The organism is Synechocystis sp. CACIAM 05 (genome assembly GCF_010222815.1).
In the GTDB taxonomy this organism is placed as follows: Bacteria; Cyanobacteriota; Cyanobacteriia; order Cyanobacteriales; family Microcystaceae; genus Synechocystis.
The window spans coordinates 1,205,625-1,225,736 of record NZ_CP019225.1 but is presented as its reverse complement, the minus strand read 5'-3'; the positions used below and the strand labels follow the sequence as shown (position 1 = coordinate 1,225,736).

General features: G+C 46.9%; 19 protein-coding genes. 12 read left to right on the top strand and 7 right to left on the bottom strand.

Features of this window, described 5'->3' with window-relative positions:
- The first annotated feature begins 8 nt into the window (after window positions 1-8).
- The 6 genes from BWK47_RS05820 (at window position 9) to BWK47_RS05795 (ending at window position 6,062) form a co-directional block, all read left to right on the top strand.
- The gene (locus tag BWK47_RS05820; RefSeq protein WP_162327925.1) at window positions 9-281 is read left to right on the top strand and encodes a hypothetical protein; all 273 of its coding nucleotides are present in this window, start codon (window positions 9-11) and stop codon (window positions 279-281) included.
- Window positions 282-290: 9 nt separating this feature from the next.
- A complete protein-coding gene (locus BWK47_RS05815) occupies window positions 291-608 on the top strand; it encodes a DUF6825 family protein (protein ID WP_162327924.1) in 318 nt (105 codons plus the stop codon).
- A 137-nt stretch (window positions 609-745) separates the two neighbouring features.
- Window positions 746-928: a hypothetical protein gene (locus tag BWK47_RS05810; protein WP_162327923.1), complete on the top strand. Its 183-nt coding sequence runs from the start codon at window positions 746-748 to the stop codon at window positions 926-928.
- 59 nt (window positions 929-987) lie between these two features.
- Entirely contained in the window at window positions 988-2,745 is a 1,758-nt protein-coding gene (locus BWK47_RS05805; RefSeq protein WP_010872302.1) for an ABC1 kinase family protein, read from the top strand.
- A gap of 54 nt (window positions 2,746-2,799) precedes the next feature.
- Window positions 2,800-3,564, top strand: coding sequence for a PP2C family protein-serine/threonine phosphatase (locus BWK47_RS05800; RefSeq protein WP_162327922.1), 765 nt, complete (start codon window positions 2,800-2,802; stop codon window positions 3,562-3,564).
- A gap of 29 nt (window positions 3,565-3,593) precedes the next feature.
- Window positions 3,594-6,062 (top strand): endonuclease MutS2, encoded by a 2,469-nt coding sequence (locus tag BWK47_RS05795; RefSeq protein ID WP_162327921.1) that lies wholly within the window; start codon window positions 3,594-3,596, stop codon window positions 6,060-6,062.
- Here BWK47_RS05795 and BWK47_RS05790 read toward each other — a convergent pair.
- On the bottom strand, window positions 6,050-6,937 hold the full coding sequence (locus BWK47_RS05790; RefSeq protein ID WP_162327920.1) for a LysR family transcriptional regulator: 888 nt from the start codon (window positions 6,935-6,937) through the stop codon (window positions 6,050-6,052). The genes BWK47_RS05795 and BWK47_RS05790 overlap by 13 nt on opposite strands.
- Before the next feature lie 129 nt (window positions 6,938-7,066).
- Here BWK47_RS05790 and BWK47_RS05785 point away from each other — a divergent pair, with 129 nt between their 5' ends.
- Window positions 7,067-7,765: a pirin family protein gene (locus tag BWK47_RS05785; protein WP_162327919.1), complete on the top strand. Its 699-nt coding sequence runs from the start codon at window positions 7,067-7,069 to the stop codon at window positions 7,763-7,765.
- A 49-nt stretch (window positions 7,766-7,814) separates the two neighbouring features.
- The gene (locus BWK47_RS05780) at window positions 7,815-8,051 is read left to right on the top strand and encodes a CDGSH iron-sulfur domain-containing protein (RefSeq protein ID WP_162327918.1); all 237 of its coding nucleotides are present in this window, start codon (window positions 7,815-7,817) and stop codon (window positions 8,049-8,051) included.
- Between the two features lie 221 nt (window positions 8,052-8,272).
- On the opposite strand, the gene BWK47_RS05775 is transcribed toward BWK47_RS05780, so the two are convergent.
- Window positions 8,273-9,022, bottom strand: coding sequence for an NYN domain-containing protein (locus BWK47_RS05775; protein ID WP_162327917.1), 750 nt, complete (start codon window positions 9,020-9,022; stop codon window positions 8,273-8,275).
- 260 nt (window positions 9,023-9,282) lie between these two features.
- Here BWK47_RS05775 and BWK47_RS05770 point away from each other — a divergent pair, with 260 nt between their 5' ends.
- Entirely contained in the window at window positions 9,283-9,441 is a 159-nt protein-coding gene (locus BWK47_RS05770) for a hypothetical protein (protein ID WP_162327916.1), read from the top strand.
- Between the two features lie 400 nt (window positions 9,442-9,841).
- Here the strand turns inward: BWK47_RS05770 and BWK47_RS05765 are convergent, their stop codons facing one another.
- Window positions 9,842-10,591, bottom strand: a complete 750-nt coding sequence (locus tag BWK47_RS05765) for a hypothetical protein (protein ID WP_237269861.1) — start codon at window positions 10,589-10,591, stop codon at window positions 9,842-9,844.
- Window positions 10,592-10,783: 192 nt separating this feature from the next.
- Here BWK47_RS05765 and BWK47_RS05760 point away from each other — a divergent pair, with 192 nt between their 5' ends.
- From BWK47_RS05760 to deoC, 3 genes are all read left to right on the top strand, one after another.
- Window positions 10,784-11,614 carry an Rpn family recombination-promoting nuclease/putative transposase gene (locus BWK47_RS05760; protein WP_162327914.1) on the top strand — a complete coding sequence of 277 codons (831 nt, stop codon included), beginning with the start codon at window positions 10,784-10,786 and terminating at the stop codon, window positions 11,612-11,614.
- 299 nt (window positions 11,615-11,913) lie between these two features.
- A complete protein-coding gene (locus BWK47_RS05755; RefSeq protein ID WP_162327913.1) occupies window positions 11,914-14,367 on the top strand; it encodes a GH116 family glycosyl hydrolase in 2,454 nt (817 codons plus the stop codon).
- Window positions 14,368-14,418: 51 nt separating this feature from the next.
- Complete coding sequence (gene deoC, locus BWK47_RS05750) at window positions 14,419-15,096, top strand: deoxyribose-phosphate aldolase (protein ID WP_162327912.1); 678 nt, start codon at window positions 14,419-14,421, stop codon at window positions 15,094-15,096.
- Window positions 15,097-15,122: 26 nt separating this feature from the next.
- Here deoC and trpD read toward each other — a convergent pair whose 3' ends face one another.
- The 4 genes from trpD to BWK47_RS05730 all read right to left on the bottom strand — a co-directional run bounded on the left by trpD (window position 15,123) and on the right by BWK47_RS05730 (window position 20,099).
- Window positions 15,123-16,169: an anthranilate phosphoribosyltransferase gene (gene trpD / locus BWK47_RS05745; RefSeq protein WP_162327911.1), complete on the bottom strand. Its 1,047-nt coding sequence runs from the start codon at window positions 16,167-16,169 to the stop codon at window positions 15,123-15,125.
- 410 nt (window positions 16,170-16,579) lie between these two features.
- Complete coding sequence (locus BWK47_RS05740) at window positions 16,580-17,581, bottom strand: cache domain-containing protein (protein ID WP_162327910.1); 1,002 nt, start codon at window positions 17,579-17,581, stop codon at window positions 16,580-16,582.
- A gap of 7 nt (window positions 17,582-17,588) precedes the next feature.
- A complete protein-coding gene (locus BWK47_RS05735) occupies window positions 17,589-18,851 on the bottom strand; it encodes an ABC transporter substrate-binding protein (protein WP_162327909.1) in 1,263 nt (420 codons plus the stop codon).
- A gap of 177 nt (window positions 18,852-19,028) precedes the next feature.
- Window positions 19,029-20,099, bottom strand: coding sequence for an AEC family transporter (locus BWK47_RS05730; protein WP_162327908.1), 1,071 nt, complete (start codon window positions 20,097-20,099; stop codon window positions 19,029-19,031).
- Window positions 20,100-20,112 lie beyond the last annotated feature (13 nt).

Genomic DNA, 20,112 nt, shown 5'->3' with positions numbered 1-20,112 from the left:
TCATACGTATGCGCATTTTAGCTCCCCATCCCCTGGGACAAACTCTTGTGTTCACAGCGGGCATTATGTTGGCGGCGGGCATGGGCTTTGGCATGGCTCTACGGTCGGCTCCCCCCAGGGTAGTTACAGACCCGTCGGTGCCCACGGAGCCCCAGGACAGTGGTGGTCTGTTCCGTTCTGAGCAAAGTTTCCCTCCCCAAGCCGGCTGGAATTTAGATTCCCAGGGGGAGGATGAGAATCATGGTGGGGCACGTTATAATTCTTTACAAATGCAACCATAAAAAAAGTCCATGCAAAACCAAGTCCTCCAGGCCTTTTTTCTCGGCCGCGCCTTTGCCGAAGTCCTCAGCGAAAAGGTAGAAGACGGCGTAACCAATGCCCTGAGTGAGTTGGGCAAGTTTGATGCGGAACAACGGGAAAACCTACGTCAATTCATTGCCGAGGTGCAATCCCGCGCGGCCAATGATGTCACCCAGGAGGGAGCGGAGATCGCCACGGTGGATGGCCCGGTTAGTGCGGATGAGTTGCAGGAAACGCTGGATAAACTGCGGGCAGAAATTGCTAGCCTCAAATCCGAGTTGAAAAACTATCGGGATAACCAAGGTTAACCGCACTTTCATGGCTGAAACTGTTTACCTAAAAACCAGTATTTTTGAATATCTAACTGCTAGACCTAGTCAGAGTTTGATTTTGGATTCAAATTACCGATACTGTTTACGCCCTATGAACTTTTAGGAGACTAGCCATGTTTAAAGATGAAATCGTTGAAGAAATTCATAAACTTCGTCGTGCTTACTCTAAGTCTTTTAACCACGATTTACAGGCAATGTACGAAGACATAAAAAGAAGAGAGGCTATCAGCGGTCGCACCTATGTAACCCCTAATGTCCATCCTGAAAAAAAACAGGAAGAAATCCCTACTTCATAAATTTAATTCCCTATCTTCCCATTCCGTATTATTTCCTTTAGTCCTTTCTTTGTATCAGTGTGTCTGCCCTATCCACTAAGCTTGAGCCCACAAATTCCTATTCGGAATCTCTGCCCCCCCAACGGCGATCGCCTCTAGAAGCGGAGGGTCGGTATCGCTGGAATCGGGGTAACTATTCCATCACCCGGCGGCGCATCGATATTTGGGGCTTTGTGTTGACATTGCTGTACCAATTCTGGTTAAACGGCAAAAAGTGGAGCTATGCCGGAGGTTACACGGAAGAAAAACTCCAGCAACGGCGGCGGCGTCAAGCCAAATGGATTCGAGAAAATTTGCTTAGCCTTGGTCCTACCTTCATTAAAGTGGGACAGTTATTTTCCACCCGTTCCGATTTGTTTCCAGCGGAATATGTGGAGGAACTGTCCAAGCTTCAAGATGAGGTGCCCGCCTTTAGCTACGAACAGGCCGCCGGCATCATTGAAGAGGAATTAGGTAAACCGATCGCCAAACTGTATCGTAGTTTTGACCCCGTCCCTTTAGCAGCAGCTAGCTTGGGCCAAGTGCACAAAGCTCAGTTGCACACCGGCGAAGATGTGGTGGTGAAAGTGCAACGGCCAGGGTTAAAAAAACTGTTTACCATTGACCTGGCCATCCTGAAAAAAATTGCCCAATATTTCCAAAACCATCCCAAATGGGGCCGGGGCCGGGACTGGAACGGCATTTACGAGGAATGTTGCAAAATCCTCTGGCAGGAAACGGATTATCTCCGGGAAGGACGCAGTGCCGATACCTTTCGGCGTAACTTCCGGGGGGAAGATTGGGTTAAGGTGCCCCGGGTTTATTGGCGCTACACCTCCACCCAAATTTTGACGTTGGAATATTTGCCCGGCATTAAAATCAGCCACTACGATGCCCTAGAAGCGGCGGGGTTAGAACGAAAAGAGTTGGCCCAACTGGGGGCCCGAGCATACTTGTTCCAACTGCTGAACCATGGCTTTTTCCATGCCGATCCCCACCCTGGTAATTTGGCCGTCAGCCCGGAAGCAGGGGAATTAATTTTCTATGACTTTGGCATGATGGGGGAAATTACCCCGGACACGAAAAATAAACTCATGGATACCCTATTCGGGGTAGCGGAAAAAAATGCCGAGCGCATTGTCAATTCCCTGGTGGCCCTGGGAGCCCTGAAGGAAACGGAAGATATGGGCCCTATCCGGCGATCGGTGCAATTTTTGTTGGATAACTTCATGGATAAACCCTTTGAAGAACAGTCCATTACCAAAATTAGTGACGACCTTTACGAGATTGCCTACGATCAACCTTTCCGTTTTCCGGCAACTTTTACCTTTGTGATGCGGGCTTTTTCGACCCTGGAGGGGGTGGGAAAAGGGTTAGATCCGGATTTCAATTTCATGGCTGTGGCCCAACCCTTCGCTTTACAAATTATGAACAATTCCAATGGTTTTAACCCCGCCGGTAACATCATGGATGAACTAGGTCGCCAGGCGGTGCAGGTGGGTAATAGTGCCTTGGGGCTACCCCGGCGCATTGAAGACAGCCTTGACCGTTTAGACCGGGGAGATATCCGAGTTCGGGTTAGATCAACGGAAACTGATCGACTTTTGCGACGGATGGGTACTATGCAAATGGGCACCAACTATGTTTTATTTACCTGTGCTTTGGTCCTATCAGCCACGCTATTGTTTGTAAATAATTATTTTATGGCGGCGGCGGTTGTATTATTAATGTCATTGGTGCCAGCCTTTGCCCTCTGGCGATTATTAAAACGTTTGGAAAGACAGGACCGGATGTTTTAAAAGACAAGCACTCTCTCTCTGCCCACTAAAAACTAACCCAATTTTCTAAGGCCTGTGACAGAAGTGAATTTATCAGTTGTTAGTCGTAGTTCCACGGGAAAGACGGATCCCGGTCTAGTTCGTCAGTACAATCAGGATAGTTTTTACCTTGATCCAGAGGGACGATTTTACATTGTCGCCGATGGTATGGGGGGGCACGCCGGAGGAGAAGAGGCCAGTCGGATTGCAGTGGAAAGGGTACGGGATTACCTGGACACCTACTGGCAATCGGAGATTACCTCGGAACAATTGCTGAGGGATGCACTAATGGATGCCAATGAAGGTATTCTTGAGGATCAAAAAATTAACCTGGAACGGCGGGATATGGGTACCACCGCAGTGTTAATCGCCTTTCGGGAAGATGGTGCTTGGCGGGCCCATGTGGGGGATTCTCGCCTATATCGTTTACGAAATCAGCAATTGGAGCGGGTGACGGAGGACCATACCTGGGTGGCCAGGGCCTTGAAAATGGGGGACATTGACCCGGCCCAGGCTAAGGTCCACCCCTGGCGTCATGTGCTGTTTCAATGTTTGGGGCGGCAGGATTTGAATTTTATCGAGGTGGAAGCTCTAGATGCCCAACCGGGAGACACCTTTATGATGTGTAGCGATGGCTTAACGGAGGAAGTGCCCGATAATTTAATTGAAAAAATCCTCACTGGTCAGGGGAATTGTGATGATCAGGCTGTCCAATTAATTGAAGAAGCCAAAAATGCCGGCGGCTCGGACAACATCACCATAGTGCTTGTGGATTTTTCTGAGGATAACCAGGACAGTTAATAGATTTAGTATGCGCGAAGACATAAAGAGTGAGTGATTCCACCAATTTAACCATTGCGGAAGAGACCTTGGCCCTGTTGGAGTGGCCCAGGCTTTGTCAGCATTTGTCCACTTTTACCCAAACTCCCTTAGGGGCGATCGCCGCCCGCTACTTATTGCCCCCTTCCCAGTGGGAAGAAAGTCGGGAATTGCTAGCCCAAACCCAGGCGGTGGAATCGATTGAAAATTCTCCGGAAAGTAATTGGCATTTTAAAGGTATTGCCGACATTACTGAACCTTTGGCCCGGGTAGAACGGGGCGGTTTGGTTACGGGGCTGGAACTGTTGGCGATCGCCGGCACGTTAGCGGGGGTGAGAAGATTACGGCGGGTGATTGAAGAAAGGGATGACCTGGAAATTTTGCAAACCTTGGTGGCGGAAGTAAGAACCCTACCGGAATTGGAACAGGCCATCCACCATTGCCTAGGGGAAGATGGCAAAGTGGCTGAGCGGGCTAGCCCCAAATTGGGGGAAATTCGCCAAAAATTAAAGGCTGTACGGGAGCAAATTCAGCAAAAACTGCAAAAAATTATCCAACGCCAAAGCAATGCCCTCCAGGAAGCAGTAATTACCCAACGGGGGGACAGATTTGTTTTACCCATCAAAGCTGGTTACAAAGAACAGATGCCCGGCATTGTCCATGATAGTTCCGCCAGTGGTAACACCCTGTATGTGGAGCCCCAAGCCATTGTGGAATTGGGCAATAAACTGCGGCAAGCCCGTCGTCAGGAGCAAACGGAAGAAGAACGGATTTTACGGCAACTGAGTGATCAAGTTTTAGAAGTTTTGCCGGATTTGGAACATCTGTTGGCGATCGCCACCCGTTTAGATTTGGCCACGGCCAGAGTACGCTATAGCTTTTGGTTGGGGGCCCATCCTCCCCAATGGTTGACCCCAGGAGATGAAAAGCCGATTACGTTACGACAATTGCGCCATCCCCTACTCCATTGGCAGGCAGAAAAAGAAGGGGGGGCGGCGGTGGTGCCAATCACCTTAACCATTGATCCAGCTATCCGGGTCATTGCTATCACTGGACCCAATACGGGGGGCAAAACCGTTACCCTCAAAACTTTGGGTTTGGTGGCCTTGATGGCCAAGGTGGGGCTATACATTCCTGCTAAGGAACCAGTGGAAATGCCCTGGTTTGTCCAGATATTGGCGGATATTGGCGATGAACAGTCTTTACAACAAAATCTTTCCACCTTTTCGGGGCATATTTGCCGCATTATCCGCATTTTGCAGGCTTTATCTCCTATAGATCAGGATGTATTGGACCCCGAAATTGACATTTCCAACCATCCAGTATTTCCATCTTTGGTATTGCTGGACGAAGTGGGGGCCGGCACCGATCCCACCGAAGGTAGTGCCCTGGCGATCGCCCTATTGCGCCATTTGGCCGACCAGCCCTGTTTAACCGTGGCCACCACCCATTACGGGGAATTGAAAGCGCTGAAATATCAAGATGCCCGGTTTGAAAATGCCTCAGTGGAATTTGATGACCAAAGTCTCAGCCCCACCTACCGTTTACTTTGGGGTATTCCCGGCCGTTCCAACGCCCTGGCGATCGCCCAACGCTTGGGCCTGCCCCTGGCCATAGTTGAACAGGCTAAGGATAAATTAGGCGGTTTTTCCGAAGACATTAACCAAGTCATTGCGGGGTTGGAGAGTCAGCGACGGGAACAGGAACAAAAGGCAGCCAATGCCCAAAAGCTACTCCAGGAAACGGAAATTTTTTACCAACAGGTTTCCCAAAAAGCGGCCAGTCTGCAGGCGAGGGAAAGGGAATTAAAGTCCTATCAAGACCAGGAAGTGCAACAGGCGATCGCCACTGCCAAGGAAGAAATCGCCAAGGTTATCCGCCAACTACAACGGGGTAAACCCACCGCCCAAAAGGCTCAGCAGGCGACGGAGATTCTCGGACAGATTCAGGCTGAACAAAAAGCCAAAGTTGCCCTTAAACCGATTGGTTACCAGCCTATAGTGGGGGAACGCATTCGTATTCCTAGTTTTGGTCAAACCGCCGAAGTGACCCAAGTTAACCCCACTGCCCAAACCGTTAACGTCACCCTGGGTTTGATGAAAATGACGGTGCCCATGGCGGACATTGAATCCCTAGACGGCAAAAAGGTGGAGCCGCCTCCTAAGTCGGAACCTGCGCCGAAAAAAGTTAAAGCCGAGCCTCCAGCAACTGAAGCTAAATCCCCGCCGGTGCTAGTGCGGACAGAAAAAAATACGTTGGACTGCCGGGGCGATCGCCTAGAGCGGGCCGAATCCCGCTTGGAAAAAGCTCTTAATCAAGCTTTAGATGCCGGGGTGTTGTGGATTATCCATGGCAAAGGTACGGGAAAATTACGCCAAGGAGTGCAGGAATATTTGTCCCACCATCCCTTGGTAAAAAGTTATGCCCTAGCGCCCCAAAATGACGGGGGAGCCGGGGTAACCATTGCCTATTTGCGGTAATGGTCTTGGAGAAACTCAGTAAAGAGTTTAACTTTGGTGGCCAGGTGGCGGTTAACCGGATAAATCAGGGAAACAGTTAATTTCCGTAGGCAATAGTCCGGCAAGATGATTTGCATTTTTCCTGCCTCTAAATAGGGTTGGACAATAAACTGGGGCAATAACGCAATCCCCAAACCCTGGGCCACGGCGATCGCCAAAGCTTCCCCATTATTGGAGCAAAAATTGCCACTGACAGATATAACTTTTTCCCCTTCTTGACCGAGCAATTGCCACTGACTCCCCCCACTGGAATAACCATAAAGTAAGCAATTGTGGTGCTGTAAATCCTCGGGAGTTTTAGGATTGCCCCGGCAGGCTAAATATTCCGGTGACGCACAGAGTAGTAACTTAGTCTGAAATAAAGGTTGACAGATCAAACTAGCCGATTCCAGCGGTTGGGCAATGCGAATCAATAAATCGTAACCCTCGGCGATCGCATCCACAAATCTATCCTCCAGAGTTAACTGCACTTCCACTTGGGAATGTAAAGCCATAAACTTCGCCACCAGCGGCGCAATGTACATGGTGCCAAAGGTCATGGGTGCATTAACTCGCAACAGACCCTTCGGTTCCCCATGGAGTTGGGACACTGACAATTCTGCTTCCTCTAAATCTGCCAAAATTTGCACCGATTTTTCATAAAAGGCTATCCCTGTGGGGGTGGGGGTCACTTTACGGGTACTGCGGTGGAGAAGCTGTACTTTGAGCTTATTTTCTAGGGCAATCACCATCTTATTCACCGCCGATCGCCCCAGATTCATTTTCCTTGCCGCCGCCGCAAAACTACCTTCCCGCACCACCTGGGTAAAGGCATAAATACTTTCAAGTTTGTCCATTGATATCCTTATTGTCCCTATTTTAGATACAATATGTAAATAAAATAGCATATTGTCTTTATTGGGGATGCAAATTAGAATAGGAACCAAGGTCACAAACCTCAACCCACAAAAATAACGGAGGTCATCATGATCACACTCCGCCCCTCTGAAGCCCGGGGTCGTGGCAAACTCGACTGGCTAGATAGTTATTTCAGCTTCTCCTTTTCCCATTACTATGACCCCGCCCACATGAATTTCTCCAATCTGCGGGTCATTAATGAAGATTACATTGCCCCTGGTCAGGGTTTTGCCACCCATGGCCATAAAGACATGGAAATTGTCACCTACGTTCTGGAAGGAGAACTAGAACATAAAGATAGTATCGGCAATGGTTCAATTATTCGTCCTGGGGATGTGCAACGTATGAGTGCCGGCACCGGCATCCTCCACAGTGAATTTAATCCCTCCCCCGACCAGCCTGTTCACCTGTTGCAAATTTGGATCACTCCCAATCAATTTGGGGTAGAACCCAGTTATGAGCAAAAGTTTTTCTCCCCGGAAGACAAACAGGGACAATTAAGGCTAGTGGCATCCCCCGATGGTCGGAATGGTTCCGTTACTATCCACCAAGATGCTTGCATTTATGCTTCCGTTCTGGGGCAAGGGGAAGCAGTCAGCTACAGCCTATCTAACCGTAGAGCCTGGCTACAGATTATCCGAGGCAATCTGACATTGAATGGAAAAACCCTGAAAACCGGAGACGGAGCAGGCATTAACGAAGAGCAAGCCATCACCTGTACCGGCCAGGGGGAAGCAACGGAATTTCTACTGTTTGACCTACCTTAGTGTTGTCGATTTTATCCAATTTTTACCAATATCCTGAGAGGAGAAAATAATGACTGAACCAACCATTGCCGATACAAAACCCATGGTTATGGAGCTTGAAGCCGGGGACTATTATTGGTGTGCCTGTGGCAATTCCACCAACCAACCTTTCTGTGATGGCAAACATAAAGGTACGGGTTTTACCCCGCAAAAGTTCACCCTAGAGAAATCTCAAAAAGTTGCCCTGTGTCTTTGTAAGCACACCAATAACCCCCCTTTTTGTGATGGTGCCCATGCCAAACTTTAACAACTTATCAATGGCAGATCAAAAACCATAGCTAGTAAATTATTTGGTGCATCTTCTGCTCTTGTAATTAACTTTGTCAGTGGAAGATGTACCCCATTAAGCCATTGTGGCTACCCGAATACCGGCTATACTGCCCAATTTTTGTACGCCTAGATTGGGAACTGCAGCTAGTTTCATTCTAGTAGAGTATTGAAATTTTTCAGCTATGGTGCAGCCCAGAACTAGGACTTAGATGTGGCGGACTTTTTTTGTCTATTTCTAACGTAAATTGCCCTGTTTTTACGCTCAATTTCAAACAAATCAATCGCCTCAAATAAACTACTTAGCTTGGCATAGCCGTAGTTGCGGGAATCAAAGGATGCTTGGTTTTTGATGTGGCCGCCAATTTCAGCTAAGCTTGACCAGCCATCGTCGTCAATGGTGCTGGAAATGGCACTCCTGAGTAAACTAATTAATTTTGCGTCTTGTTTCAATTCCTTCCCAGTTTTCTTAACACTAGTGGAACTTTGGGTCGCCTCTTCAGAGTTTTCAATTTGATCAATACTTTCCAAATATAAAAATGTCGAACAAGCATAGACAAAAGGCAAGGGAGTTTTTTTCTCCCCAAAGCCATAAACTTTTAGCCCATTGGTCAAAATCCGCATTACTAAAGGGGTAAAGTCGCAATCACTTGACACAATGGCAAAGGCGTCCAACCGTTGGGTGTAGAGCAAATCCATGGCATCAATAATCATGGCGGCATCGGTGGCATTTTTACCCTTGGTGTAATCAAACTGTTGCACGGGACGAATGGCATATTCATGTAAACACTCTTCCCAGGCTTTTAGGTTAGGACTTTTCCAGTTGCCATAGGCTTTACGAATGTTGGCCACTCCATACTTGGCAATTTCCGATACGATCGCCTCAATTTTGGACGCAGGGGCATTATCCGCATCAATTAGCAGGGCAATGTTTGACTCCGATTGCGGCATACTTATCCGACAAGGGACGATTATTTAAGAATTTTAACTCTAATAATAGTCAAGCAATTAATGGAATTATCTTGAAATTGCTCTAATCTCTTCTAGGATTTCCTGCTTTTCGCTGAAGCTTGCATTATCTCCGGATGTTGGGATTGGCAGAGTAATTTTCTCTACTAATCTTTATATTCGCTTTTGGTGGGCGAACCTATGATGGTCTTCAGGAGGGCATAGTTTTACATAGTACTTTTGCCTGTTTTTACTGAAAGCCTATGTTTTTGTCGTCCTGGAGAAGTTTAGAGCAAAAGTCCCTGGATGGACGATATGTCCTGCAGTCTTTACTGGGCACTGGCGGTTTTGGTGCAGTGTTTCTGGCGGAATGCGTTGATGATTCGGCGATCACCTACAACATCCTTAATACACGGTGGTAATCCACGGTGCCACTAAATTTAAACTCCACAGAAAGCCGGGCGGACTTTCCCTCCCACCAGTAACCAGCAAGAACTTTTGGCGGATCGCCATGACAGATAAACTCCAAGCGGCACACAAGGGGCAACCATCATTAAATTCACCTCAAGCAAGGTTGAGGGTTTTTCCTTTGGTGTTGAAGTAATGAGTTTTCCCTGACGCTCTGCTAGCTCACCCCGTGGGATGTTGGCAACGCCATCTCATCCTTCAAAGGCTTGCCTAAAACTCTTTAAGCACTTTCTATGGAATGACCTCATCTAGTGGAAGGACTTCCAAAGAGTTCTATGGCCAAGGTATTTCCTGAGCGCTATCAAAACTTGATGCTCGGCAAAAATTTACTGCTGGGGACTGGTTTATCCACCCTTAGTAATACTGGTATTCATCTCTGCCGGTACTATAGTTGTAACGCCATTCACCATCAGAGCGTATATTGTTCAAAATTCCCATGCTAGTTTCATGACCCATGCGGTAGATGTCAGACATCCGCTGATAATACTCTGGAGACATGTTAGAAGAAGCTGAAGCTTGGGATGCTTGGATTTGTTGCCCCTGCTGAAATACAGACTGGAGCTGTCCCCCAAACTCAGCTAATTTGTTAATGGCTGGTGGTACTTTGGCGATCGCCGCTTGTAGGATGGCGGTATTTTCTGCCTGATAGGCCTGTTGAATCTGGCCAAGAATTTCTTGCCAAGGGGAAAAAGCCAGAGACCCTAAACCGTTAATGGCAACCACTGTGCTCAAATATTGAGTCTCCATGGAACCGGCTGGCAACATTGGTAACAGCACTTCCCCCGCTTGATAAGCTTGGCTAAAGTTATTAGTAATACGATTAGCCATGGGATATAGCTGTTGGGTCAACGCCAGTAATTGCTCATCAGTTTGGACGTTTTCCATCTCACTAAGCAGTGTCAAAAAGGGCACAATTTCCCCCATGGCATTGGTCATGGATTGATCCATTTGTGCATAGGCCATTTCTGCTTGATTACCTTGGGCTACCAGGGTTTGTGCTGGGGGATAATGACTGGGTGAACTAGCTAATAGATGGTTGGTGCTCGCCAAGGGCGAGGCGATGATAAATACCATAGCCAACGCTTGTTCCAGTTTAAAATTCATAGTTATCATCTCAAGTCATTTTTGTACTATAATTATTGGTGGTTAAACATTAAATTTAGTAACAATTATCCAAATTGGACTTAAATAACTAACTCCTCTATCTGACTTGGTCAAGATGGGGAAAATAAGAACTTTGTTTACTTGCTAGTTTAATTCATTCCAACCATTGGCGATCGCCCTTAGAATTTGGGTATGTTTGACAATCTCTGTAAATTCCTCGCTGAATCATTCTCCGAAGACTATGCTGCCTGGTTGTTGGGACGACCCATTAAATTGACTAAGCTCAGTCCGACAGAACTATCTTTGGAGCCAATTCGGGCTGACTCCCTGATTTTGGAGCAATCGGAAGACTTAGTGTTGCATCTGGAATTCCAAACCGAACCTGACCCCACCATGGGCTTTCGGATGTTGGACTATCGGGTAAGGGTTTATCGCCGTTTCCCCCAGAAGACGATGCACCAATTTGTCGTCTACCTGAAACGTAGTAGTAATGACTTGGTTTATCAGGATAGTTTCCAGTTGGGGGAGACCGTGCATCGTTACCAAGCGATTCGGCTCTGGGAGCAACCATCGGAAGCGTTTCTCCAAAGCCCAGGGCTGTTACCCCTAGCGGTATTGACGCAGACCTCTGACCCCGCATTACAATTGAGGGAGGTGGCGGCTGCATTGGAGCAGATTGAGGATAATCGAGTTAAGGCAAATCTCATGGCAGCAACCTCGGTTTTTGGAGGAATCTTGCTGGCCCCTGAGCTTATTAGAACAATTTTAAGGAGTGAAATTATGAAGGAATCCGCTGTTTATCAGGAAATTTTACGGGAAGGGGAACAACGAGGCTTACTCAAGGGCAAACTGGAGGGGAAATTAGAGGGCAAACTGGAAGGGAAACTAGAAGGTCGGCTGGAAGCAAAACTGGAAACCATACCCTTGCTGAAGAAATTAGGACTGACGATCGCCGACATTGCCAAGGAGTTAGATATTGATGTTGAACTGGTTAATAAATTCATTGCTAACCAAAATAATTAAGGGTTGAAATGGTCATTCGCCGGAATATGGCTTGATTTATCTTTTGGCGATCGCCTTTTCAATGGGGAACCCAGAAAATTGATGGTGGAGGTGTCACTGACAACAATCACAATCTTCCCCTTTGTCGGAGGTTTTCAATATCCTGTTCAAAATCTTCTATGCCGTAATGCACTGGAATATAACGACTATCCATGGCAAGAACTGAGTCCATCCTAATCGCTATCCCTTCCCCCATATTCCCGGTTCGATTACCATGATGCAGACAGTTAACTACACCAATCCACCGTCCCTGCCCTCCAATGTCCCTGTTAGTCCAGAAACCTGAAATTCCTGCCTGCGCTTGGCAACGATCCATTGGTAAGGATTGGGAAAAGCCCTACACTGTACGCTACGCCAGTAACCTCGACGATGGCCCGGACCATGGTATGCCCCTAGGGGGGTTTGGAGCCGGTTGCATTGGGCGATCGCCAACGGGGAAATTTAACCTGTGGCATTTGGACGGGGGCAACCACATTTTTAAAAATTTGCCTGCTTGTCAATTTAGTGTTTACGAACAGGTGGCAGGGGAAGAAGCCAAAGCCTATGCCATGGCAACGGAAGCCCCTGAAGATGGCAGTTTGGACCGTTGGCAATGGTACCCCAAAGAAAAGGGAGAATACAGCGCCCTCTATCCCCGCAGTTGGTACGAATATAAAGACATTTTTAAAAGTGAATTAATTTGTGAACAGTTTTCCCCAGTGTGGGGCGGCAACTACCAGGAAAGTAGCTATCCCCTGGCGGTTTTTGATTGGACTGTCCATAATCCCACCGATAAACCCATCACCCTGAGCATTATGCTCACCTGGCAGAACAGCGTTGGCTGGTTCACCAATGCCATTAAATCCCCCACTGTCAAATTGCGGGACGATGGTAGCCCAGAGTATGAATACCAACCCCGCTGGGGCGACAGTACAGGGAATTTTAACCAATGGATCCAGGATGGTTTCCGGGTTGGTTGTTTATTTAATCGGGTACAACCCCACGAAGCCCTCCGGGAAGGGGAAGGGCAAATGTGCATCGCCAGCGTTAGTAATCCCAGCGTAGAAGTGTTTTACCATAACCGTTGGAATCCCAGTGGGGATGGGGCAGATGTGTGGGATTGGTTTGCGGGCAATGGCTCCCTACCGGATATCCAGGATGAAACGGCGGCGGAACCGGGGGAACAAATTGCGGGAGCTATCTGTTTACGCTTCACTGTGCGACCAGGAAAAACGAAGAAAATTCCCTTCCTACTGGCGTGGGATTTGCCCATTACGGAATTTGCCCAGGGGGTGACCTATTACCGCCGCTATACGGATTTCTACGGCCGCAATGGCAAAAATGTTTGGTCCATGATCCGCACGGCGTTGAAACATAGCGATACCTGGCGGAAAAAAATTGAAGCTTGGCAGGCTCCCATTCTGGAAAATCCCCGTTTACCGGATTGGATCAAAATGTCCCTCTTTAATGAGTTATACCTGTTAACCCAGGGGGGAACCCTGTGGACAGCGGCGACGGAAAACGACCCAGTGGGGCAGTTTGGGGTCTGTGAATGCATGGACTACCGCTGGTATGAAAGCTTAGATGTGCGGCTTTACGGCTCCTTTGGGCTATTGATGCATTGGCCTAAGTTGGAGCAGGCGGTGATGTTGGCGTTTGCCCGAGCCATTCCCACGGAAGATCCCAAGGAACGGGTAATTGGCTATAACCTTTCCCTCGCTCCCCGCAAAGTGAAAAATGCCACTCCCCACGATCTGGGGGCTCCCAACGAGCATCCTTGGGAAAGGAGTAATTACACTGCCTACCAGGACTGTAACCTCTGGAAGGATTTGGGCAGTGACTTTGTTTTATTGGTCTATCGAGACTTTTTACTTTTACCCGATGCGGATGGGGAATTTTTGGGGGAATGTTGGCCCAGCATTGTGGCGGCGTTGGATTATCTGAAAGGATTTGATCTTGATAACGATGGTATTCCCGAAAATTCCGGCGCACCGGATCAAACCTTTGACGATTGGCGCTTGCAGGGCATTAGTGCCTACTGTGGTGGTTTATGGATTGCTGCCCTAGAGGCGGCTTTGGTGATGGGGCAATATCTGTTGGAAAACCCGCCCCAACAAACGGATCTAGATGCTACGGAAATCGCAACGGCGATCGCCAGGTATGAAACTTGGTTAGCCCAAGCCCGTAGTTTGTACCACGACACCCTTTGGAATGGGGAATACTACAACCTAGATAGTCAAAGCGGTTCCAAGGTGGTGATGGCGGATCAACTGTGTGGGCAATTTTATGCCCGGTTATTGAATCTGCCGGATGTGGTGGAGCACCATTACGCTGAAAGGGCTTTAGCCAAGGTGTACGACACCTGTTTCCTCAAATTTGCCCATGGTGAACTGGGAGCCGCCAATGGTCTTTTGCCCGACGGTTCCCCCCAAAATCCCAACGATACCCATCCCTTGGAAGTTTGGACAGGGATTAACTTCGGTTTAGCGGCCTTTTTGATCCAAATGGGCAAGAAAGAGGAAGCTTTAAAAATGACAGAGACAGTGGTTAACCAGGTGTATGGCAATGGTCTGCAATTCCGCACTCCAGAGGCAATCACTGCGGTGGGTACTTTCCGGGCGAGTCATTATCTGCGGGCCATGGCAATCTGGGCTGTGTACGGCTTGCTAGAGGGTTTTAGCAATTTACCCATTGCTCCCGCCGATGACGAGGTACCCACTAGCGATTTTTATTGAACTCCCCAGGAAAAAGTCGAGTAATTGCCCCTGTCCTTGCCATTTCATCCCATGGAAAAATTCCGTCAGTTTGACCTTGCTCCCTACATTGACCACGCGGCCCTAGACCCCGCCACTACCCGTGAGGCGATCGCCACTTGCTGCGCCCAAGCCCTACACCATAAATTTGTTGCGGTGTGTGTTTATCCCAGCGCTTTAGCCCAAGCCGTGGAATTATTGAGGGGCAAAAAAGTGGAAATTTGTGTGGTAATTGGTTTTCCCTCCGGAGCTAGCACCAGCAGCAGTAAACTTTATGAGGCCCAGGAAGCAGCGGAATTGGGCGCCACCGAATTGGATGTGGTAATTAATTTGGGATTATTAAAAGACGGTAATACGGAAGCCGTTTATAACGACATTGCCCCCATTGTGGAAGCCACCGGGCTAACGGTAAAAGCTATTTTAGAAATGGGCCGGCTGACGGAATCAGAAAAAAGATTAGCGGCGGAAATTTGTTTGGATGCAGGGGTGCAATACCTCAAAACTAGCACCGGCTGGGGCAAGGGGGCTACCGTTGCCGATGTGCGGTTGTTACATCAAATCAGTCAAGGACGGGTGGGGATTAAAGCATCTGGAGGGATTCGCACAGTGGAGCAAGCCATAGCATTAATCGAGGCCGGCGCCACCCGTTTGGGCACTTCCCGGGGAGTGGAATTGATTCAGCAGCAACAACAATTGTGGGAACAAGGTTAACCAAACCAAACTAAAACTAACTAAACCTAGCTTCCCAGAAATGCTACCAATTGTTGCAGTTTGTCCCAACCCGCCCCCTGACTCAAAATATCTTTGGCCAAATGAATGCCTTGGCCATGGTCACCCCAGGGCACCGCATCGCCCACCTGGAGGGCTAAGGAGGCATTGAGTGCTACTGCATCAATCTGGGCCTGGGTTCCCTTTCCCTGCAAAACTTGGCTGAGGATGGTCACATTTTCGGATAAATCCCCTCCCTTTAAGGCCGTCAAAGGCGCCGGGGCTAAACCGAAATCCCGGGGATCGAGTACCTGGGGGGTCACTTCTCCCTGGTTAAAACTAGCTATGTCCGTGGGAGCCCCCAAACCAGCTTCGTCTAATTGCTCCCGACCGTGGAGCACCATGGCCCTGGCGGTGCCCAAATTTTTTAAGGCGATCGCCATGACGGAGAGAAAATCCGGTGAATAAACCCCAATCACTTGCCCCGTGGGACGGAGAGGATTAACTAACGGGCCCAACAAGTTGAATACAGTGCGGACTTTAAGGGTTTTACGAATGGGAGCCACACTTTTAAGGGCGGGATGCCAACCCGGCGCAAACAAGAATGTGATACCCACTGCCGACACCGCCGCCGCCACCTGGTCTGCCCCAGCTTGGAGGTTAAGTCCCAACGCCTCTAGAACATCAGCAGAGCCAACTTTGCTAGAAGCAGAACGGTTACCATGTTTAGCTACTTTCACCCCAGCCGCGGCCACCACAAACGCCACCGCCGTGGAAATATTAAAAGTTGAAGAGCCATCCCCCCCAGTGCCACAGGTGTCTACCAACGGGGCCACCATCTCCCGCCCTTGGTTCCCCTGGGACTGCTCCTGGAGTACCTGGGCCATGCCCGTCAACTCTTCGGGATCTAACCCCTTAGCTTGGATCGCCGCCAGTATCGCTCCGGAAAGGGCCGGTGGAATATCGTCGTCAAGCCAACCCTCCATTAAATGCACTGCCTGCTGACGGGTGAGGGATTGCCGGTCCAACAACTGCTGGAGAAAGGGGGGCCAAGGGGAAGAAGCCGTGGTATTCACAACAATGGAAAAAATACGAGAAAACTAATTGCCCCTTATTTTACGGGGTTAGGGCGGCCTTTCCCGTGGGAATGACAGAATTTCCAATTTCCAGGTAATTTCCAGGTAAATAACAGTCATTGTCCATACCTAGTCTAAAAAATTTTACCTATGCTGAAATCATTACCCGGTCAAAGGGACGGGGATAGACCCAAAATTATCTGCTCGTCTTAGAAAGTGTTTGAAAAGTGCGAGGCTAGGTATTTATCCCCCCAAATCCCCTCACTAAAGCTCCGGCTTAAAAAGGGGGACTTTCGACGTTGATTCTACGGAGAAAAAAGCTTATTTCTTGCGTCTAGGATTTGTTTAAAACTCTTAAGGTGGCGATCAATTTTCCTGGATATCTATCTTGTGGAGGAGGAAATTTGCAATCAAATTTTAATCAACAATAAACCAAAGGATGCCGCCAGAGTGAATACCAAACCACCAACAAATAATTGCCCGGCACGAAACCGAGCAAAGCTAAACACTTTGGCCTGCCGAACTTCCACCAGTAAGACAAACCGATAGGCAGGCAACCAACGATAAACTCCCAAAACAGGTATTTGTTCATAGTTTAAATACATGCCTTGACCACTTTCCATCTCCAAAGCCCTATTAATGCCATTACTTTTTAGGGTGGGGATTGAAATGACATCTTCGGTGGTATTGATTTTATTTTCTCCTCGATGAATATTCTGGCTCACAAAAGTGTTGGTGGTTAAAGATAATCCTCCTACTAGGTAACTTTCCACCTCCCCCATTAATTGCTCTGTATTTTCCTCCTGGGCCACGGGTTGACGAATCCATTGGTCAAGATCAGACAAGTTTAAATCTATGGTCAGCACCCCAATTCTTTTTTCTGATTGATCAAACAAAGGAGTTGCTAGGGTTATCATCGGTAGTTGATTGGTGGCAGACTGATAAAAATTTGGTGTAAAATTATTGATATTTTCCAGCTTAAAATAGGTTGTAGTATTTTGTAGAGGACGATATTGACCCTCCTGATTGGGGTCAGTGGAAAAGATCACCATGCCACTATTGGTAATTAATGAAGTGGCTAGGCGTTGTTGATATTTTTGATTAAAATGTTTGTGTAAATAGTGGTAGGCTTGCTGATACTCAGGGTTAGTATTAAGTCTTTGAGTCAACAAAATACTGGCATTTTTTTTGACTTGGGTGTCTGTTAAATCTACTTTAAAATCAGTTTTTAATTGACTAAACCAATGATTTGATTGCTCAATTTTTACCTCTGCCACCTCTGTCAAAAATTCAAACGTGGGTTGAATTACAGCTTGGCGTAGATTAACGTAGGTAATAAAGGCAGTAAAACTAGTGCAGGATAAACAGGCTAAAAGCACATAACTCAGGAACCTGTGTCGCCAGCTTTGCATAAACAAATTATTTCCATTGACTAAAAATATCAGTTATTCTCTTTATGGCTTGATCGGCTCCTTTTTCAGGCGTGATTTGATTGGTGGCAATGGCGTGAATAACTTCTCCCCAGACATTTTGGGCCAGAACTTCACTATAGGCCGGGTTAAGTACAACATAGGAACTACGGGTATTGTCAAATTGGGTAATGGCTACCGCAATGTGGGGATCCTTTCCATTAGACCAAAATTCATTGGCGGCGATCGCCGGCATAACCGGCAAAAATCGTCCCTGGGCTCCTTCTAAATATGCTTCCAAATTTTCTGTCTTGACCAAGAATGCCACTAAATTTTTTGCTTCCTCTAGGCGATCGGTATCGGCCAGGATGGCAATTTGCTTAATAGAAGTTATGTAGCGCATGGGAGTGTTATCTGGCTTATTAGGCCAAGGGATGGTCCTCATTCTTTGAAAATAATTAATTTCGTCTCCCTTTTGAGAGCCCGGAATTGAGAGGGAACCATTGGCAGTCATCAAGGTACCATTACTCAAAAAATTAATATTATTGTCCGGATCTCCCCATTCGATGGCATTGGGAGGAACAAAATTTTCCAAATAGGGATTGGTATAGGCTTCCAATGCATTAATAATGCCTTGGCGGACTTGGGGATTATCAAAACGGAGTTTGCCCTCATCATCTAAAAGCTGCACATTATAAGCTTCTAAAAACTGTTCAAACACGATAAAAGTATCAGTTGCAATTGCAGACATAGGTAAACCAATGGCGTAAATATTATCAATATTCTGCTTAATTAAATTCGTTTGAGCTACTTCCCAGAAGCGCCAAAAACTATCCCATTCTGTAGGAAGCTGAGCGTCGCTAATTTCCGCCTGGGCTAGTAAATCTTGCCAATAATGAATATAGGTTGTTTGTTGGGCAATGGGGACAGCATAGTAGGAACGCTGGCGAGTTTGATTATTAAAATAATTAACGCTTTGAAGAGCTTCTGGATCATAAAATTGTTTGATCGGCTCAATGATACTAGAAACATCAGCTAATTTTCCTTCCCATGCTAGTCGGGGCAAAAGTACTAAATCAAGATTATAACTATAAATAATATCCGGTGGATTACCGGCCTTGATGGCATTTTCCAACTGTTGCACTAAATCTTTTTCACTAAAAAAAATTATCTGAACATTAGCTTGACTTTCAGCCTGCCAGGCATCAATGGAAGATTGAATTGCTTCCGTTTCTTCTGGGTAATAACCTTCACTCCACCATATGTTTAACACATTGTCATCAGCAGGTGTTAAAATTTGGTTAACCTGACCTGAATTACAGCTAAATAAGAAGAAAGAACCAAAGGTTACCAGACAAATAGTAATAGGAAAAGATAAAAAATTTGGTAAAGTTTTATGCAAAATGTTGATTCCATTCAGTGATTAATGGCGAGTTTTGTGTAACCAAATTTACCAAGTGGTAAAGCCCCATAGCCAGAAAGGCAGGGTGAAAAATAACATCAAAGAGCTTAGCCCCAAGCACGTCACCACCAAATCTCGGTCTAGATCGTAGGCCTCTGCTAATATCAGGCTAGCAAAAGCAGAAGGCATGGATGATTGTAGTACCAAGACTAGGCGAGGCGGGCCACTTAATCCAGCAGTGGTTAGGGCCATGGCGATAACTAGGGGAACTAAAAGCATTTTAATCGAGACAGCGCTGAAAGCAATCTTAATGTTGCCCCATGAGTCAAGTTGTTGTAGCCGCATACCCATCAATATTAGGGAAAGCATGATTATCGACCAAGCAAACCACCCTAAGGAAATATCTAACCAGGGAGGAAAGACTATAGGACGCAAAATCAAACCAATGATAAAAGCAATTAAAGTAGGATTTTTAACTAAGATAACTAAGTTGTTTTTTAGCCATTGAAAAATTCTTAATATAGACGACTTAATATGGTCAGTAATAGTCTTTTGATTAATAGGAAATACTGGTGAATCGAGACCAAAGCTGATTATTTTGTTGGGATTAGTAAGTAAACTACGACTGGCTAAAATTGAGCCTAAGCCATAGGCGGCTAAAAAAGTTCCTAAAAGATCATACAAAATTGCCCAACCAAAATAGTCTGGCCCCAGTTGGGGAAGCAATAGAATAATTGGAAAGCCGATGTAGCTAGTGTTACCTACTGTACTAACTAAAGTAAAACTAGTTTGGAAAGCAAGGGATGGTTTGGGAAGAAGGGTTTGGACCCAGAGCCAGCTTAGAAAAATCCCCAGTAAAACCGCGCCCCAAGCTACGATGGGGGAGAGCCAAATTCCTCCGGATAAATTCGCTTTATGAACAAAGTTAATTACCCCTAGGGGAACTCCAAACCAAAAGAGAAACTTGCCCAAGTAATTGGGAACTACTAGGGACAGATGCTTTTTTTTTGAAAAGTTTCCCTGCAGTTTTTCAAGGGAAAAACTCAATAAAACACCAGTTAAAATTGCCACACTAATAGGCAAATACAGTCGAAAAATAATAATCAAGAATGAATTCATTGGTCAATCATGA

What these genes read in the sequence shown, in the direction of transcription:
- BWK47_RS05820 (WP_162327925.1), top strand. Translation starts at nt 9, where the DNA reads ATGCGCATTTTAGCTCCCCATCCCCTGGGACAAACTCTTGTGTTCACA.
- BWK47_RS05815 (WP_162327924.1), top strand. Translation starts at nt 291, where the DNA reads ATGCAAAACCAAGTCCTCCAGGCCTTTTTTCTCGGCCGCGCCTTTGCC.
- BWK47_RS05810 (WP_162327923.1), top strand. Translation starts at nt 746, where the DNA reads ATGTTTAAAGATGAAATCGTTGAAGAAATTCATAAACTTCGTCGTGCT.
- BWK47_RS05790 (WP_162327920.1), bottom strand. Translation starts at nt 6,937, where the DNA reads ATGGACAAACTTGAAAGTATTTATGCCTTTACCCAGGTGGTGCGGGAA.
- BWK47_RS05785 (WP_162327919.1), top strand. Translation starts at nt 7,067, where the DNA reads ATGATCACACTCCGCCCCTCTGAAGCCCGGGGTCGTGGCAAACTCGAC.
- BWK47_RS05780 (WP_162327918.1), top strand. Translation starts at nt 7,815, where the DNA reads ATGACTGAACCAACCATTGCCGATACAAAACCCATGGTTATGGAGCTT.
- BWK47_RS05775 (WP_162327917.1), bottom strand. Translation starts at nt 9,022, where the DNA reads ATGCCGCAATCGGAGTCAAACATTGCCCTGCTAATTGATGCGGATAAT.
- BWK47_RS05770 (WP_162327916.1), top strand. Translation starts at nt 9,283, where the DNA reads ATGTTTTTGTCGTCCTGGAGAAGTTTAGAGCAAAAGTCCCTGGATGGA.
- BWK47_RS05765 (WP_237269861.1), bottom strand. Translation starts at nt 10,591, where the DNA reads ATGAATTTTAAACTGGAACAAGCGTTGGCTATGGTATTTATCATCGCC.
- BWK47_RS05760 (WP_162327914.1), top strand. Translation starts at nt 10,784, where the DNA reads ATGTTTGACAATCTCTGTAAATTCCTCGCTGAATCATTCTCCGAAGAC.
- BWK47_RS05755 (WP_162327913.1), top strand. Translation starts at nt 11,914, where the DNA reads ATGTCCCTGTTAGTCCAGAAACCTGAAATTCCTGCCTGCGCTTGGCAA.
- deoC (WP_162327912.1), top strand. Translation starts at nt 14,419, where the DNA reads ATGGAAAAATTCCGTCAGTTTGACCTTGCTCCCTACATTGACCACGCG.
- BWK47_RS05740 (WP_162327910.1), bottom strand. Translation starts at nt 17,581, where the DNA reads ATGCAAAGCTGGCGACACAGGTTCCTGAGTTATGTGCTTTTAGCCTGT.
- BWK47_RS05730 (WP_162327908.1), bottom strand. Translation starts at nt 20,099, where the DNA reads ATGAATTCATTCTTGATTATTATTTTTCGACTGTATTTGCCTATTAGT.